Raw genomic sequence first — 15,514 nt, 5'->3', positions numbered from 1 at the left:
CGGAAAACGGCTTCGCACTTTTCGAGATCATGCTTTAGACTTCGGGCGAATCCACGCCTGTCCTCCCCGCCGGACCCCTATGCTCCAGACCCGATTTGCAATCGCGGCCGTCGCGCTCCTCGCTTGCTCCACGACCGCTTCTGCCCAGTTCGCACCGCCGCCCGCAAGACCCCCGGCGCCGAAGCCGACCGCGCCTTCGCCGCGCGCTGCCTCGTGCCACAATGGGGCGAACTTCGATCGCTTCCTGGCTGACGTGAAACAGCAGGCGATCGCTGCCGGCGTGTCGCAGCGAACCATATCGGAGGCTTCGCCCTATCTCGTCTACGACCAGGGCATCGTCAACCGCGACCGCGGGCAGCGCGTGTTCGGCCAGCTCTTCACCGAATTTGCCGGCCGCATGGCCGCGCCCTATCGCATGCAGAACGGCCAACAGCACATCAAGCAACACGCAGCGGCGTTCGCGCGTGCCGAGAAGGAATACGGCGTGCCGCCGGCAGTGATTGCCGCATTCTGGGGCCTCGAGAGCGATTTCGGCGCCAACATGGGCAATCTGCCGACGCTGAAATCGCTGGTGTCGCTCGCCTATGACTGCCGGCGCTCGGAGATGTTCGTGAACGAGACCATCGCCGCGCTGAAAATCATCGACCGCGGCGATCTCACGCCCGATGAGATGATCGGCTCCTGGGCCGGTGAGCTCGGCCAGACCCAATTCCTGCCGACGCACTACGTCAATTACGCCGTCGATTATGACGGCGACGGGCGGCGCGACCTCCTGCGCAGCGAGGACGACGTGATCGGCTCGACGGCGAACTACATCGCCAACGGCCTGAAGTGGCGGCGCGGCGAGCCGTGGCTGGAAGAGATCAAGGTGCCCCCGAACCTGCCGTGGGAGCAGACCGATCTCAGCGTGCAGCTGCCGCGCTCGAAATGGGCGCAGTTCGGCGTCACCTATCCCGACGGCCGGCCGCTGCCGAACGACAGTCTCGCAGGCTCCGTGTTGTTGCCGATGGGACGCTTCGGGCCGGCCTTCATGGCCTACGCGAACTTCGCGGCCTACACCGAGTGGAATAACTCGCTGATCTATTCGACCACGGCGGGCTATCTCGCCTCGCGTATTGCCGGTGCAGCGCCGATGCGCAGGCCCGCCGGGCCAGTGGCGCAACTGCCGTTCAACGAGCTCAAGCACTTGCAGCAGCTTCTGGTCCAAGCCGGCTTCAATGTCGGCAAGATCGACGGCGTGCTGGGGCAGCAGAGCCGCACCGCCGTCAAGGCGATGCAGATCAAATACGGCCTGCCGGCCGATTCCTGGCCGACCGCGGAGCTTCTGGCCCGCATGCGTGGCAACACGGCACAGGCACTGCCCCAGGCGACGGTGCGGTAGAATTTTCGCACCGCACAAGCCGCTTCGACGATTGTATTATTCCATGAGGCTCCCATGTGAGTGGCTCAGGTTTTCGCCTGGGATTTCTCACCATTTGAAGCGAGCATCACATGTCCTTCTACGACGCCGTCGTCCCCGCCTATTTGCAAATGCTCAACAGCATGACCGGCCTGCTCACCAAGGCCGAGGCGCATTGCGCGGCCAAAAAGATCGACCCGAGCGTGCTGCTCGGCTCCCGCCTCTTCCCGGACATGCTGCCGCTGTCGAAGCAGATCCAGCTCGTCAGCGACTTTTCGGCCAAGGGCTGTGCACGGCTCACGCAAACCGAGGTGCCGTCCATGCCGGACACCGAAACCAGCTTTGCGGAATTGAAGCAGCGGCTGGCGAAGACCATCGACTTCGTGAAATCGTTCAAGCCGGAACAGTTCGAGGGCGCCGATGCCAGGGACGTCACTTTCCCTATTGGTCCCGACCGGACCGTGACCTTGAAGGGCCAGCAGTTCTTCAGCTCGGTCTCGTTGCCGAACTTTTATTTCCATGCCACCACCGCGCACGGCATCCTGCGCCATAACGGCGTCGAGATCGGCAAGCGCGATTTCCTGGGCATGAGCTGACTTGCGGCATCGCACCGGCACGGCAGCGAAATCACGCTGCCGCGGCCGAAAATGCGCATGAATCATGCTGCGCGGTCCCCGCCGCGTAGCTCGCCTGCACTTTCCGTATGGCTCGTCCCTTGCGCCTGATATCGCAATGCACAAGTGTTCCGGACCTCTCACCGCCTGGAAACACTCCCAATGAGCCGTCCGACCAAATTGTTTGAGACCTACAAGCTCGGCCCGATCACGCTGGCCAATCGCCTGGTGATGGCGCCGCTGACGCGCAATCGCGCGGTACCCGGCACCTTCGTCCCCTCGCCGCTCGCGGCCGACTATTACAGCCAGCGCGCCTCCGCAGGCCTCCTGATCACCGAAGCGAGCCAGGTCTCGCAGCAAGGCCAGGGCTATCAAGACACCCCCGGCATCTATTCCAGGGAGCAGGTCGCCGGCTGGCGCAAGGTCAACGACAAGGTGCACGAGCGCGGCGGCAAGATCTTCATCCAGCTCTGGCATGTCGGCCGCATCTCGCATGTCGACCTCCAGGCGGGTGGCGCAGCCCCGGTGGCGCCGAGCGCGATCCGCGCCAAGGGCAAGACTTTCGTCAACGGTACCTTTGCTGACGTCTCCGAGCCGCGCGCGCTCGAGCTCTCCGAAATTCCAGGGATCATCGACGACTTCAAACGGGCTGCGAAGAATGCACTGGAGGCCGGCTTCGACGGCGTCGAGATCCATGGCGCCAACGGCTATCTGCTCGACCAGTTCGCCAAGGACGGCGCCAACAAGCGCACGGATGCCTATGGCGGCTCGATCGAGAACCGTGCGCGGCTGATGTTGGAGGTCTCGAAGGCCGTGGTGGCGGAGGCCGGCGCCGACCGGACCGGCATCCGCATCTCGCCGGTGACGCCGGCAAACGACATCTCGGATTCCAATCCGCAGCCGTTGTTCGATCACATCGTCGATGGGCTGAACGCGCTGAAGCTCGTCTATCTCCACGTCATCGAGGGCGCCACCGGCGGACCGCGCGACGTCGCGCCGTTCGACTACGCATCCCTGCGCAAGCGCTTCGCGGGCGCGTACATGGCCAACAACGGCTATGATTTCGATCTCGCCGCCAAGGTGCTGGACGCTGACGCGGCCGACCTGATCGCCTTCGGCAAGCCGTTCATCTCCAACCCCGACCTGGTCGAGCGGCTGAAGAAGGGCGCAGCACTGAACGATTGGGACAAGAACACGTTCTACGGTGGCGGCGCCAGGGGCTACACGGATTATCCGACGCTCGCGGCCGAGCCGGCGGAGTAGCTTTTGTCCTCCCTCTCCCCGCTTGCGGGGAGAGGGTCGGGGTGAGCGGGAGTCTCCGCAAGCACGATGGTAGTTGGACTCGCGGAGCGTCCTCCTCACCCGCCACGCTTCGCGTGTCGGCCTCTCCCCGCAAGCGGCACGAGGCAAGAAAGAAACAAGGCCGGATCGCTCGCGGCCTTTTGTGTCGGTTGACGTGTCCAATCGCACTGTATTGCTGCGCCGTCTCGTTCTTGCTCTAATGCGGCGATGGATGACACGCAGACACTCGTTCGCCGCGCGACTGCAGCGGTCAATTCGGGCAAGCCGGACGAGGCGCAGCGTCTGTGCGAACAGGGCCTTGCACGCGATCCCGGCGATCCGGTGCTGCATCATCTGCTCGCTGCCGTGTTGTTCTCCAGAGGTGCCGCCGCCCCGGCGCATGCGCATATCGACGTGAGTCTCGCCAAACGGCCGAACAACGCGCCGGCCCGGCTGCTGGCGGCGCGCATCGCGCGCAGCGAGGGCCAGTTCGACGCCGCGCTCGCCCATCTCGATGCCGCGATCGGCAACAGCCCGCAGCGCGAGATGTTCATCGAGAAAGCACGAACGCTCGAGATGGCCGGGCTGCGGGATCAGGCCCGCGGGGCCTGGCAGGCCATCCTCAAGGTCATCCCCGGCCATCAGGAAGCAACGGCGCAGCTCGGGCGGCTGGCGTGGGAGGATGGCGATGCCGCCACCGCCGCAAGCCTGCTCGCGCAGGCGACCGAAGCCGACGCGCCGGCTTCGGTGTGGTTCAATCTTGGCCTTGCGCGACAGGATTTGCGCGACCATGACGGCGCAGCCAGCGCCTATCGCAAGGCCTTCGCGCTCAAGCCCGACCATGCCGAGGCCGCGCTCAATCTCGGCATCGCCCTGCAGGAGAGTGGCGAGCTGGATGCCGCCATGGACGCGTTCGGACAGGCCTATCGCCTGCGCTCGCAGCTGTTCGGCTCGATCGCGATGGCGCTGACCTCGGCCTCGCACGGCCGGCTATGGATCGAGGAGGACGCCCTGCGGCGTGCGCTATTAGCGCGTTAGGCGCCCGCGCTTGGCACGAAACCGCTTGCGATAGACGTTGGGCGCGGCCAGCACGTCGGCAACGACCTTCTCGTAGGACTGCCGGTGCGCGGCGTCGAAAGGCTCGAACGTCAGCTCCGGCGCTTGTCGCGGCACGGCAAAGCATTGTGCAATCGGCGTTCCCTTTTCCAGGACCCCGGAAAAATCCGGCCTGATCCACACGGCGGGAAAATTGATGCCCCCATCGTGAAAGCGGTCGGCGTCGACCAGGCCCGAAACGAGGCGGAACGGCAGGTCGTCGCGGTTGACCGGATGCGTCGCGAACAGCGACCAGCCGGGCTCGAGCTCGATGGTCCAGAAACTGTTGAACTTGAGCGCAGAGCGCCCGTTGGAGAAAGGCGCCGCGGCAAATTGCGCGACGGGATGGAAGCTGAGCGGCGCGCGTGGATGACCTGATGTCTCCGGTTCGGGAATGTCCCAATCCCACGAGAACGCGCCGGCCTCGATCCTGACGTCGCAGGGCAGCGGGATCATGACCCCGTACGCCATCGCATCGACGAAGGGCGGGCATTGCTTGACCGTGCGGATATCGCGGCCGTGGATATCCGAATGCGCGCTCGCAGGCATCGCCCGCAGCCAGTCGGGCAAGGCGGTGCGCGCTGGAAACGGCCGCAGCAGATGGCCGGCCAGCTTTGGGTCGCAACGGAAAATCATGCGCATGACGAAGTCTCGCGTCTGTGTCCCGGCCAGTTCAGATCAAGCCCGCCCGCAAGGCAAGAGGGCAATACGACAAAAGGCCGGGATTGCTCCCGGCCTTCTGCTCTCATGGATGGCCGGGACGAACCCGGCCATGATGACGTCGGCGAATTACTTCGCTTCGGCGCGCTTCGGCGGCGAGGCCGGCCACGACTTGATCAGCGTGTCGTAGTCGACGGTTTCGCCCTTCGGCTTCTCGTTCGCCAGCTTGCGCTGCGGAGCGATGTTGCCGTCCTTGGCCGACTTGTCGTACCAGAACTCAGCCGTCTTCTTCGGGTTGAGCTTCGGTCCGCAGGCACCCTGCACACCGGACTTCTCGAGACGCTCCATCACCGAGTCCTGAGCGGCTGCGAGCGCATCCATCGCGGCTTGCGGCGTCTTCGCACCGGACGACGCGTCGCCGATGTTCTGCCACCACAGCTGGGCGAGCTTCGGATAGTCAGGCACGTTGTTGCCGGTCGGGGTCCACTGCACGCGCGCGGGCGAGCGGTAGAACTCGATCAGGCCGCCGAGCTTCGGCGCGCGTTCGGTGAACGACTTGTCCCAGATGTCGGATTCGCGGATGAAGGTCAGACCAACATGGCTCTTCTTCAGGCTGACCGTCTTGGAGACGATGAACTGGAGATAGAGCCAGGCCGCCTTGCGGCGGTCGACCGGGGTCGACTTCAGCAAGGTCGCCGATCCCACGTCCTGATAGCCGAGCTTCATGCCGTCCTTCCAGTACGCGCCGTGCGGCGACGGAGCCATACGCCACTTCGGCGTACCGTCCGCGTTCATCACGGGCAGCCCGGGCTTCACCATGTCGGCGGTGAAGGCGGTGTACCAGAAGATCTGCTGGGCGATGTTGCCCTGCGACGGCACCGGGCCCGACTCGGAGAAGGTCATGCCCTGCGCCTGCGGCGGAGCATACTTCTTCATCCAGTCGAGATACTTGACGATCGAATAGACCGCTGCCGGGCCGTTGACGTCGCCGCCACGCTCGACCGAGGAGCCGACCGGACGGCAGCCTTCCATGCGGATGCCCCATTCGTCGACCGGCAGGCCGTTCGGGATGCCCTTGTCGCCGTTGCCGGCCATCGACAGCCAGGCGTCGGTGAACCGCCAGCCGAGCGAGGGATCCTTCTTGCCATAGTCCATATGGCCGTAAACCTTGGCGCCGTTGATCTCCTTGACGTCGTTGGTGAAGAAGTCGGCGATGTCTTCGTAAGCCGACCAGTTCACGGGAACGCCGAGCTCGTAGCCATACTTGGCCTTGAACTTGGCCTTGTAGTCCGGATTGGTGAACCAGTCGTACCGGAACCAGTAAAGGTTGGCGAACTGCTGGTCGGGCAGCTGATAGAGGTGACCGTTCGGCGCGGTCGTGAACGACTTGCCGATGAAGTCGTTGACGTCGAGCATCGGGTCGGTGACGTCCTTGCCGTCCTTCGCCATCCAGTCGGTCAGGTCGACCGCCTGGCCGTAGCGGAAGTGCGTTCCGATGAAGTCGGAGTCGTTGATCCAGCCGTCATAGACGTTCTTGCCGGACTGCATCTGGGTCTGGATCTTTTCGACGACGTCACCTTCCTGGATGATGTCGTGCTTGACCTTGATGCCGGTGATTTCCTCGAACGCCTTGGCGAGCGTGCGGGATTCATATTCGTGGGTCGTCAGCGTTTCGGAGACGACGTTGATCTCCATGCCCTTGAAGGGTTCAGCGGCCTTGATGAACCACTGCATTTCCTTCAGCGCATCGTCTTTCGACAGGGTCGACGGCTGGAATTCGCTGTCGATCCACTTCTTGGCGGCGGCCTCGTCCGCGCGCGCCGGCGCGGCGATCGTCATCGAAGCCGCGATCAGCGCGAGCGCGCTGGTCATGGTCAGAAGACTGTCCTTGGTCGTTCTCAAGTGTCGCATTAGTTTCCTCCGGTTGAAGCGACAAAACTTAAATCCAGGCCCGGGTAGACCCCGGATCTGCTCTTTCTCGCATGCCTCAGACGGTGCGAAAGATCACCACGCCTGAGGCAAACGAAATCACGGTTGCGAGCCACAGGCTCGTTATTTCAAATCCTTCCTCCCCGATCGGAATCGTGGCGATCGGATTGGTACCGACGAGGCCGATCCACGCCAGGTGGATGACGGCCGCAACGATCAGCGAGACGAACAGGCGGTCGCCGCGCGTGGTCGGGATGCGCAGGATCCCGACGCGTTCGGCCTCGGGATAGACGGCGGCGAGCCAGGTCATGACTGCCAGCGTGCAGGCCAGCGCCACGAAGAAGATCGCGGTCGGCAGCGTCCACGCCATCCATGCGATGGAGTCCATAAAAACCTCCTACACCCGGCCGAGCGCGAAGCCGCGCGCGATGTAGTTGCGGACGAACCAGATCACGAGTGCGCCCGGAATGATGGTGAGCACGCCGGCGGCCGCCAGCAGGCCCCAATCCATGCCGGCCGCCGACACCGTGCGCGTCATCACGGCGGCAATCGGCTTGGCGTTGACCGAGGTCAGCGTGCGCGCCAGCAACAGTTCGACCCAGGAGAACATGAAGCAGAAGAAGGCGGCGACGCCGATGCCGCTCGCGATCAGCGGCACCAGGATCCGGATGAAGAAGCGCGGGAACGAATAGCCGTCGAGAAAGGCGGTCTCGTCGATCTCGCGCGGTACGCCGGAGACGAATCCTTCGAGGATCCACACCGCCAGCGGAACGTTGAAGATGCAGTGCGCGAGCGCAACGGCCCAGGGCGTATCAAACAGCCCGATCGCCGAATAGAGGTTGAAGAACGGCAGCGCATAGACCGCCGCCGGCGCCATGCGGTTCGACAGCAACCAGAAGAACAGATGCTTGTCGCCGAGGAAGCGATAGCGCGAAAACGCGTAGGCCGCCGGCAACGCCACCGAAATCGAGATGATGGTGTTGATGACGACGTATTCCAGCGAGTTGATATAGCCGGAATACCAGCTCTCGTCGGTGAAGATACGCCTGTAATGCTGCAGCGTCGGCGCATGCGGCCACAGCGTCATCGTCGAGATGATCTCGCCGTTGGTCTTGAAGCTCATGTTGACGAGCCAGTAGATCGGCAACATCAGGAAGATCAGGAACAGCCCCATGATGAGGCGGCGGCCGGGAATCGAATGCATCAGGCCACTCCTTCCTTGGGCTTAAGCGCGGGCACGGGCTTCAGCGCGGCCGCAGGCTTCGGCTCTACCGCCGGCTCGCTCTCCGTCTGGACCTTGCGTTCGACGCCGGCGTTGGTCATGACGGTGTAGAAGATCCAGCAGACGATCAGGATGATCAGGTTGTAGACCAGCGAGAGCGCGGCAGCCTTGCCGAGGTCGAACTGGCCGAGCGCGATCTTGACGAGCTCGATCGACACGAAGGTGGTCGAGTTGCCGGGTCCGCCACCGGTGACGACGAACGGCTCGGTGTAGATCATGAAGCTGTCCATGAAGCGCAGCAGCACCGCAATCAGCAGCACGCGGTTCATCTTCGGCAGCTGGATCGCCTTGAACACGGCCCAGCGCGAGGCGCCGTCGATCTGAGCGGCCTGATAATAGGCATCGGGGATCGACTTCAGGCCGGCATAGCAGAGCAGCGCGACGAGGCTCGTCCAATGCCAGACATCCATCACGATGACGGTGACCCAGGCGTCGATGTCGTTGGAGACGTAATTGTAATCGAGCCCGATGTGGTTGAGCACATAGCCGAGCAGGCCGATGTCAGGCCGGCCGAAAATCTGCCAGATCGTGCCGACCACGTTCCACGGAATCAGGAGCGGCAGCGCGAGGGTGACGAGGCAGGCAGCGACCGGCCAGCCCTGGCGCGGCATCGACAGCGCGACCACGATGCCGAGCGGCACTTCGATCGCGAGGATCACCAGCGAGAAGAACAGGTTGCGCCCGAGAGAGGCCAGGAAACGGCCGCCCAGATCGGTCGAGGGATCGAGCAATTCCTTGAACCAGCCGACGCCGTTCCAGAAGAACTGGTTGTTGCCGAAGGTGTCCTGCATCGAATAGTTCACCACCGTCATCAGCGGCAACACCGCCGAGAAGGCGACGACCAGGAACACCGGCAGCACCAGGAACCAGGCTTTTTGGTTGACGGTCTTGTCCATCAGGCGGCTCCTTCCACCAGAAGGCTGTCGGCATAGACGTGGATGTGCGCCGGATTGAATTGGAGCCCGACATTTCCGTCAGAGCTGGTGAAGCCGGCCGGCGCCCGCGCCGCGATCTTGGCCTCACCGACGCGCACGCGCGCAAAACGGATGCGGCCGAGATCGTCGATGCGTTCGATTTTCGCCGTGAGCAGACCGGGTGCGGGCGCGACCGCGTCGACGAACTCCGGACGCACGCCAATCTCGATCCTGGCGCCCGCGGGCAGGTTGTCGTAGCTGCGGTTCAGCGCGATGACGCGGCCATCGACCCGCGCCTCGCGCCCCTTCACCTCGGCCGGCAGGATGTTCATGCCGGGCGAGCCGATGAAATAACCGACGAAGGTATGGGCGGGCTTGTCGAACAGCTCGGCCGGCGTGCCGCTCTGCACCACACGGCCGTCATGCATGACGACGACGGTGTCGGCGAAGGTCAGCGCCTCGGTCTGGTCATGGGTGACGTAGATCATCGTGAGGTCGAGTTCGCGATGCAGCGCCTTGAGCTTGGAGCGCAGCTGCCATTTCAGCTCGGGATCGATCACCGTCAGCGGCTCGTCGAACAGGACGGCTGCGACGTCGGAACGGACGAGGCCGCGGCCGAGCGAAATCTTCTGCTTGGCATCCGCGGTCAGGCGCGTGGCCTTGCGGTGCAGATAGGGTTCGAGATCGAGCAGGCGGCCGATCTCGGCAACGCGCTTGTCGATCTCGGCCTTCGGCACGCCGCGGTTCTTCAACGGGAACGCCAGGTTCTCCCCCACCGTCATGGTGTCGTAGATCACCGGAAACTGGAACACCTGGGCGATGTTGCGCTTCTGGGTTGACAGCGGTGTGATGTCCTGTTGGTCGAACAGGATTTTTCCCCGCGAGGGCGTGATGATGCCGGAGATGACGTTGAGCAGCGTGGTCTTGCCGCAGCCGGACGGTCCGAGCAGCGCGTAGGCGCCGCCCTGCCGCCAGGTCATGGTGACAGGCTTCAGCGCAAAGCTTTCCTGCGGCGCATCGTTGCCGCCGTAGGAGTGCGCGAGATCGACGAGGTCAATGCGAGCCATGGCGCACCTCCCTCAGGCTTTTTTCTTCGACGCGTTTTCTTCGCGCGAACCGCCAGGCACTTCGCTTGAAAACGCTATGGAACCGGGCGCCGCGACCAGACGGTCCGCCGCGTCGAAGACGAAGACATCATTGGGATCGAGCACGGCGTCGATGGTCTGGCCGGGCTCGAACTCGTGCACGCCGTGCAGCACCGCAACCCAGTTCGATCCGTCGCGAGTCAAATGCACGAAACTCTCCGAACCGGTGATCTCGGTCACCGTCACCGTTGCATGGAAGGCGTGGCGGTCAGCCTGGCCATTGGCGAGTGCAAGCTGATGCGCGCGAAAACCGACGCGATAGGCGCCATCGGCGAGCGAAGAATAGAGGCCGGAAGCCGGCGCGGCGACCCCGCCCGCATATTGCACCGAGCCGTTCTTTTTCTCGATGCCGACGAGATTGAGCGGCGGATCGGAAAACACCTGGGCGACCCGCAGGGTCTGCGGCTGGCGATAGACACTGGGCGTCCCGCCGATCTGGAGCGCCCGGCCTTCCCACATGCACACGGTGTTGCCGCCGAGCAGCAGCGCCTCGCTCGGCTCGGTCGTGGCATAGACGAAGATCGCGCCCGATGCCTCGAAGATGCGTGGCAATTCGGCGCGCAGCTCCTCGCGCAGCTTGTAGTCGAGATTGGCGAGCGGCTCGTCGAGCAGCACGAGATCGGCGCCCTTCACGAGCGCGCGCGCCATCGCGGTGCGCTGTTGCTGACCACCGGAGAGCTGGAGCGGGGTGCGCTTCAGGAACGGCTCGAGCCGCAGCAGGCGCGCGGCTTCCGCCACGCGTGCCTCGATCTCGTCCCGCGGCTTGCCTTGCACGCGCAAGGGAGAAGCGATGTTTTCATAGACGGTGAGCGAGGGGTAGTTGATGAATTGCTGATAGACCATCGCGACCGAACGCTGGCGCACGTCGGCGCCGGTGACGTCCTTGCCGTTGACCAGCACCCGGCCCGTGGTCGGCTTGTCGAGGCCGGCGAGCAGCCGCATGATCGAGGTCTTGCCCGACAGCGTCGGCCCAAGCAGCACGTTGAGCGTGCCGCTCTCGAGCGTCAGCGAGACATCGCGAATATGCTCGATGCCGTCGACGGTCCGGGTCACGTGGTCGAGTGTCACGCTCATGAGCGTCCTCCTGCTTCCAGCAGAGGACTTTGCGACACAAAATGGGTCCTGATCCAGTCGTCCAGGGCGGCAATTTCGCCGGCAGACAGCCGCAGGCCGAGCTTGGAGCGGCGCCAGACGATATCCTCGGCGGTCACCGCCCATTCGTTGGTCATCAGGTAGCGAACCTCACGTTCCGTCAGAGTTGCACCAAAGTCCTGTCCGAGATCGGCCGCCGATTTTGCGTCGCCAAGCAATTTGATGGCACGGGTGCCATAGGCACGCGCGAGACGTCGGGCATGCTCATGGCTCAGGAAGGGGTAGCCGCGCTGGAGCTCGGCGATCAGGCCGTCGACGGCCGACACATCCATATCGCCGCCCGGCAGCGGCCATTTGCCGGTCCAGCCCTCGCGCGCCTTCGCGCTGCGAAGATAGGGCGCAAGCCGTTCCAGCGCCTCTTCGGCAAGGCGGCGATACGTCGTGATCTTGCCGCCGTAGATCGACAGCAACGGAGAACCGCCGGGCGTATCGAGCTCGAACACGTAGTCGCGGGTCGCGGCCTTGGCCTCGCTGGCCCCATCGTCATAAAGCGGGCGCACGCCGGAATAGGTCCAGACCACGTCCTCTGGTGTCACCGGCTTGGCCAGATATTCGCTTGCGGCAGCACAAAGATACTGGATCTCTTCCGCCGTCGCCTTCACCTTGGCGGGATCGCCGTCATAGTCGCGGTCGGTGGTGCCGATCAGCGTGAAGTCGTCCTGGTAGGGAATGACGAAGATGATGCGACCGTCGGCGTTCTGGAACATGTAGGCGCGGTCGTGGTCGTAGAGCTTCTTGACCACGATGTGCGACCCCTGCACGAGGCGCACCTTTGCCTTGGCGTTGACGCCGGCACCGCGCCCGAGCACGTCCTCGACCCAGGGGCCGCCGGCATTGACCAGCGCGCGGGCCTGGATTTGCGACCGCGCACCGGTCAGCGTGTCGACCATGCTGACGGTCCAGACACCGTCGGATTGCTTGATATCCGTCGCACGGGTCCGGGTGCGGATCTCCGCGCCCTTGTCGGCTGCATCGCGCGCGTTGAGCACGACCAGGCGAGCGTCATCGACGAAGCAATCGGAATATTCGAAGGCGCGGCTATAGCGATTCGGGATCAGCGGCCGGCCGACTTCGTCGCGCCTGAGATCGAGCGAGCGGGTCGCCGGCAGCAAATGACGACCGCCGATGTGGTCATACAGAAAGAGGCCGAGACGCAGCAGCCAGGCCGGGCGCAGGCCGGCATGATGCGGCAAAACGAAACGCAGGGGGCGGATGATATGGGGGGCGATACCCCAGAGAATCTCGCGCTCGATCAGCGCCTCGCGGACCAGGCGAAACTCGTAATATTCGAGATAGCGCAGGCCGCCATGCACCAGCTTGGTCGACCAGGATGACGTCCCGCTCGCCAAATCGTTCATTTCGCACAGGAAAACGGTGTTGCCGCGGCCCACCGCATCGCGCGCGATGCCGCAACCGTTAACACCGCCCCCAATGATGGCGAGGTCGAAAATACGATCCAACAGACGCATCCCCCGGCGACCACCCGTTCAGCCGAGTGGTTACTTTCGTTTTTGATTAGATCACACCGAAAAACGAAAGCAAGACGAAAGAGAGGGAAAAGGAAGCGAAAGCGGAACTTTTTCTGTGTGCAATCAGCCCTCGAAGTGGGCACCTGAGACGACGATTTGGATGCAACGCACACTTGCATGGTCACATCACGCTTCTATGGTCACGATAGTCATACTGGTTAAATTCGACATGACCGATCATAGTACCGCTCCCGCCTTGCCGCCGGCTGACCCACCGAAAGACACTTGGACGCTTGCGAAGGCCAAGGCGCGCCTCTCCGAGGTGGTCGATCGCGCCCAAACGGGCCCCAGATCATCACCCGTCACGGCAGGCCTGACGCTGTGATCGTTTCTGCCGAAGAATGGGCACGGAAAACCGCGCGCAAAGGCACGCTTGCCGAATTCCTGCTGGCTTCGCCGCTACGCGGCGCCGAACTCGAGCGTGAACGCGCGCACGACGAACCACGCGACGCGATGCCGTGAACCTGCTCCTCGACACCAATGTGCTATCGGAGGTTCAGTGGCCGGCGCCTTCTCCGAAAGTTCTGGCGTGGCTCGATACCGTCGATGAGGATCGCGCGTTCATCAGCGTTGCGTCGATCGCCGAGCTTCGCCGCGGCATCGCCTTGCTGGATGACGGCCGACGGCGGGAGGCGTTGACCGCCTGGCTCGCCCATGATCTGCCGGCCCGGTTTGGAGGCCGCATCCTGCCGATCGACCATACGGTCGCCGAGCGTTGGGGCGATCTGATGGCGCACAGCCGCCGCAGCGGCATCGCGTTGTCGGTGATGGACGGATTCTTCGCAGCAACCGCGCTTGCCAACACCCTCACACTCGTCACGCGTAACGTGAAGGAGTTTGCCGCATTCGGCATTCCGCTGCTCAATCCGTGGGACGGCCCATAAAGCTCTACCTCAAGCGCACCACCGGCGCGGCTTCGGACGCTGTGTCCTGCGCATCGGCCTGGGTATCGTCGATATCCTCCGCTCCCTTCGGCATCGCCGCCATCACCTCGATGCCCTTGCTGTGGCAGATGGTGGCGAGGCGCTCCGGCAGTTCCTGATCCGTGACGAAGGTCTGGATCTGACTGATATGGGCGATGCGGACCGGCGCGCTGCGGCGAAGCTTCGTGGAATCGGCCACCAGCATGACGCTGCGGGCGTTGGCGATGATGGCCTGTGCCACCTGCACCTCGCGATAGTCGAAGTCGAGCAGCGCGCCCTCCTCGTCGATCGCGGACGCGCCGATGATGGCGTAATCGACCTTGAACTGGCCGATCAGCTGCGTCGCCGTCGAGCCGACCACGGCGCCGTCGGCGCGCCGCACCGTGCCGCCGGCCACCACCACCTCGATGCGGGGATGGCGGTAGAGCAGCATGGCGACGTTGAGGTTATTGGTGATGACGAGCAGATCTTCGTGCGAGGTCAGCGCGCTCGCCACCTCTTCCGTCGTCGTGCCGATGTTGATGAAGAGCGAACAACCGTTCGGGATCAGGGACGCAGCCGCAGCGCCGATCGCCTTCTTCTCGTCGGCGGCGACGAAGCGCCGCGCCTCGTAAGCGAGGTTTTCGACGCCGGAAGCGATGATCGCGCCGCCATGGACGCGGGTCAGCGAACGGCGCTCGCAGAGATCGTTGAGGTCTTTCCGGATGGTCTGCGCCGACACTTCGAACCGGCGCGCCAGCTCTTCGACCATGACGCGGCCGGAGGCGCGGGCGATGTTGAGGATTTCAGCCTGGCGATGGGTCAATCCGGTCACGGCAATGGCCTCCAGAATGGTGCATGGTGCGGCGGTTTTAGCGCGCGGTCAATGCACGACGACGATGGTAGGTGGACGAAACCCTCACCACGCCATCGCGCTCGCCAGCCGCGCGAGCAGCAACGGGTCGTCGAAGGCGCTCGCGGAGGCAACCGCGCCGGACCCAACAAGGTCAGCATCGCTGAGACTGGTCCGGATGCCGATCGTCGGGATACCGGCCGCGGTGGCCGACTGCACGCCGGAGCGCGAATCCTCGAACGCGATCGACGCAGCCGCGCTGGCTCCGACAAAGCGCAGACCCTCCTGATAAGGCAGCGGATGCGGCTTGCCGTGCGGCAACTCGTCGCCGATCACAAGCGCCTCGAACCGCTCCGTTATGCCGAGGCCGGACAGCAGCAACTCGGCATTGAGGCGCGGCGCATTGGTGACGGCGACCATGGGAATCCCGGCGCTATCCGCGCGGTCGAGCAGCGCCATCAGGCCTGGCAGCGGCTCGATATGACCCGCAACGAGGGCGCGGAACACTTCTTCTTTCTCGTCCAGGATGGCGGCACGCCGCTCCAGCGTTTCGTCGGGCAAGAACCGCTCGCCGATCGCGACGTTGGCGAAGCCTTGCAGTTCCTTCGAGAAGCGCGCGTGATCGAAGACATGGCCGCGAGGACCGAGCACCTGGTTGAACGCCTTCAAGTGCAGCGGGTCGGTATTGGCGAGCGTGCCGTCGATATCGAACAGCAACGCCCTGCCCATCCTCTCGATCATGTCTGTACTTTCCCAGAT

15 protein-coding genes and 1 pseudogene are annotated in these 15,514 nt (G+C 64.0%); 6 read left to right on the top strand and 10 right to left on the bottom strand.

Annotated elements, in window-relative coordinates; genetic code table 11:
* Nucleotides 1-79: 79 nt before the first annotated feature.
* The 4 genes from ACVW16_RS26890 (at nucleotide 80) to ACVW16_RS26875 (ending at nucleotide 4,332) form a co-directional block, all read left to right on the top strand.
* The gene (locus ACVW16_RS26890; RefSeq protein ID WP_456737837.1) at nucleotides 80-1,381 is read left to right on the top strand and encodes a lytic murein transglycosylase; all 1,302 of its coding nucleotides are present in this window, start codon (nucleotides 80-82) and stop codon (nucleotides 1,379-1,381) included.
* A 110-nt stretch (nucleotides 1,382-1,491) separates the two neighbouring features.
* Complete coding sequence (locus ACVW16_RS26885) at nucleotides 1,492-1,995, top strand: DUF1993 domain-containing protein (RefSeq protein ID WP_456702027.1); 504 nt, start codon at nucleotides 1,492-1,494, stop codon at nucleotides 1,993-1,995.
* Nucleotides 1,996-2,175: 180 nt separating this feature from the next.
* A complete protein-coding gene (locus tag ACVW16_RS26880; RefSeq protein ID WP_456702026.1) occupies nucleotides 2,176-3,276 on the top strand; it encodes an alkene reductase in 1,101 nt (366 codons plus the stop codon).
* A 246-nt stretch (nucleotides 3,277-3,522) separates the two neighbouring features.
* Nucleotides 3,523-4,332, top strand: coding sequence for a tetratricopeptide repeat protein (locus tag ACVW16_RS26875; protein ID WP_456702025.1), 810 nt, complete (start codon nucleotides 3,523-3,525; stop codon nucleotides 4,330-4,332).
* Here ACVW16_RS26875 and ACVW16_RS26870 read toward each other — a convergent pair.
* From ACVW16_RS26870 to glpD, 8 genes are all read right to left on the bottom strand, one after another.
* Nucleotides 4,321-5,031, bottom strand: coding sequence for a hypothetical protein (locus ACVW16_RS26870; protein ID WP_456737836.1), 711 nt, complete (start codon nucleotides 5,029-5,031; stop codon nucleotides 4,321-4,323). The two genes, ACVW16_RS26875 and ACVW16_RS26870, sit on opposite strands and share 12 nt — an antisense overlap.
* 147 nt (nucleotides 5,032-5,178) lie before the next feature.
* Nucleotides 5,179-6,960 carry an ABC transporter substrate-binding protein gene (locus ACVW16_RS26865; protein WP_456702022.1) on the bottom strand — a complete coding sequence of 594 codons (1,782 nt, stop codon included), beginning with the start codon at nucleotides 6,958-6,960 and terminating at the stop codon, nucleotides 5,179-5,181.
* A 76-nt stretch (nucleotides 6,961-7,036) separates the two neighbouring features.
* Nucleotides 7,037-7,366, bottom strand: coding sequence for a DUF2160 domain-containing protein (locus ACVW16_RS26860; RefSeq protein ID WP_456702021.1), 330 nt, complete (start codon nucleotides 7,364-7,366; stop codon nucleotides 7,037-7,039).
* Between the two features lie 9 nt (nucleotides 7,367-7,375).
* A complete protein-coding gene (locus ACVW16_RS26855) occupies nucleotides 7,376-8,182 on the bottom strand; it encodes a carbohydrate ABC transporter permease (RefSeq protein WP_092227359.1) in 807 nt (268 codons plus the stop codon).
* Nucleotides 8,182-9,156 (bottom strand): carbohydrate ABC transporter permease, encoded by a 975-nt coding sequence (locus ACVW16_RS26850; RefSeq protein ID WP_456702020.1) that lies wholly within the window; start codon nucleotides 9,154-9,156, stop codon nucleotides 8,182-8,184. Before ACVW16_RS26850 ends, ACVW16_RS26855 begins: the two co-directional genes overlap by 1 nt.
* Entirely contained in the window at nucleotides 9,156-10,241 is a 1,086-nt protein-coding gene (locus tag ACVW16_RS26845) for an ABC transporter ATP-binding protein (protein WP_456737834.1), read from the bottom strand. Before ACVW16_RS26845 ends, ACVW16_RS26850 begins: the two co-directional genes overlap by 1 nt.
* A 12-nt stretch (nucleotides 10,242-10,253) precedes the next feature.
* Nucleotides 10,254-11,393 (bottom strand): ABC transporter ATP-binding protein, encoded by a 1,140-nt coding sequence (locus tag ACVW16_RS26840; RefSeq protein ID WP_456737833.1) that lies wholly within the window; start codon nucleotides 11,391-11,393, stop codon nucleotides 10,254-10,256.
* Nucleotides 11,390-12,940, bottom strand: a complete 1,551-nt coding sequence (glpD, locus tag ACVW16_RS26835) for a glycerol-3-phosphate dehydrogenase (RefSeq protein ID WP_456702017.1) — start codon at nucleotides 12,938-12,940, stop codon at nucleotides 11,390-11,392. Before glpD ends, ACVW16_RS26840 begins: the two co-directional genes overlap by 4 nt.
* A gap of 229 nt (nucleotides 12,941-13,169) precedes the next feature.
* Here glpD and ACVW16_RS26830 point away from each other — a divergent pair.
* A pseudogene (locus ACVW16_RS26830) lies at nucleotides 13,170-13,462 on the top strand (type II toxin-antitoxin system Phd/YefM family antitoxin).
* Nucleotides 13,459-13,884, top strand: a complete 426-nt coding sequence (locus ACVW16_RS26825; protein WP_456702015.1) for a PIN domain-containing protein — start codon at nucleotides 13,459-13,461, stop codon at nucleotides 13,882-13,884. The pseudogene ACVW16_RS26830 and the gene ACVW16_RS26825 overlap by 4 nt, the downstream one beginning before the upstream one ends.
* Before the next feature lie 4 nt (nucleotides 13,885-13,888).
* Here ACVW16_RS26825 and ACVW16_RS26820 read toward each other — a convergent pair whose 3' ends face one another.
* Nucleotides 13,889-14,737: a DeoR/GlpR family DNA-binding transcription regulator gene (locus ACVW16_RS26820; RefSeq protein WP_456702014.1), complete on the bottom strand. Its 849-nt coding sequence runs from the start codon at nucleotides 14,735-14,737 to the stop codon at nucleotides 13,889-13,891.
* A gap of 84 nt (nucleotides 14,738-14,821) precedes the next feature.
* On the bottom strand, nucleotides 14,822-15,496 hold the full coding sequence (locus ACVW16_RS26815) for an HAD family hydrolase (RefSeq protein WP_456702013.1): 675 nt from the start codon (nucleotides 15,494-15,496) through the stop codon (nucleotides 14,822-14,824).
* Nucleotides 15,497-15,514: the final 18 nt, after the last annotated feature.

This window comes from Bradyrhizobium sp. USDA 4474 (assembly GCF_054057515.1).
Note: the sequence above shows the minus strand (reverse complement) of the source record. Positions and strands in the feature narration are given on the sequence as shown.

What these genes read in the sequence shown, in the direction of transcription:
- ACVW16_RS26890 (WP_456737837.1), top strand. Translation starts at nt 80, where the DNA reads ATGCTCCAGACCCGATTTGCAATCGCGGCCGTCGCGCTCCTCGCTTGC.
- ACVW16_RS26885 (WP_456702027.1), top strand. Translation starts at nt 1,492, where the DNA reads ATGTCCTTCTACGACGCCGTCGTCCCCGCCTATTTGCAAATGCTCAAC.
- ACVW16_RS26880 (WP_456702026.1), top strand. Translation starts at nt 2,176, where the DNA reads ATGAGCCGTCCGACCAAATTGTTTGAGACCTACAAGCTCGGCCCGATC.
- ACVW16_RS26875 (WP_456702025.1), top strand. Translation starts at nt 3,523, where the DNA reads ATGGATGACACGCAGACACTCGTTCGCCGCGCGACTGCAGCGGTCAAT.
- ACVW16_RS26870 (WP_456737836.1), bottom strand. Translation starts at nt 5,031, where the DNA reads ATGCGCATGATTTTCCGTTGCGACCCAAAGCTGGCCGGCCATCTGCTG.
- ACVW16_RS26865 (WP_456702022.1), bottom strand. Translation starts at nt 6,960, where the DNA reads ATGCGACACTTGAGAACGACCAAGGACAGTCTTCTGACCATGACCAGC.
- ACVW16_RS26860 (WP_456702021.1), bottom strand. Translation starts at nt 7,366, where the DNA reads ATGGACTCCATCGCATGGATGGCGTGGACGCTGCCGACCGCGATCTTC.
- ACVW16_RS26855 (WP_092227359.1), bottom strand. Translation starts at nt 8,182, where the DNA reads ATGCATTCGATTCCCGGCCGCCGCCTCATCATGGGGCTGTTCCTGATC.
- ACVW16_RS26850 (WP_456702020.1), bottom strand. Translation starts at nt 9,156, where the DNA reads ATGGACAAGACCGTCAACCAAAAAGCCTGGTTCCTGGTGCTGCCGGTG.
- ACVW16_RS26845 (WP_456737834.1), bottom strand. Translation starts at nt 10,241, where the DNA reads ATGGCTCGCATTGACCTCGTCGATCTCGCGCACTCCTACGGCGGCAAC.
- ACVW16_RS26840 (WP_456737833.1), bottom strand. Translation starts at nt 11,393, where the DNA reads ATGAGCGTGACACTCGACCACGTGACCCGGACCGTCGACGGCATCGAG.
- glpD (WP_456702017.1), bottom strand. Translation starts at nt 12,940, where the DNA reads ATGCGTCTGTTGGATCGTATTTTCGACCTCGCCATCATTGGGGGCGGT.
- ACVW16_RS26815 (WP_456702013.1), bottom strand. Translation starts at nt 15,496, where the DNA reads ATGATCGAGAGGATGGGCAGGGCGTTGCTGTTCGATATCGACGGCACG.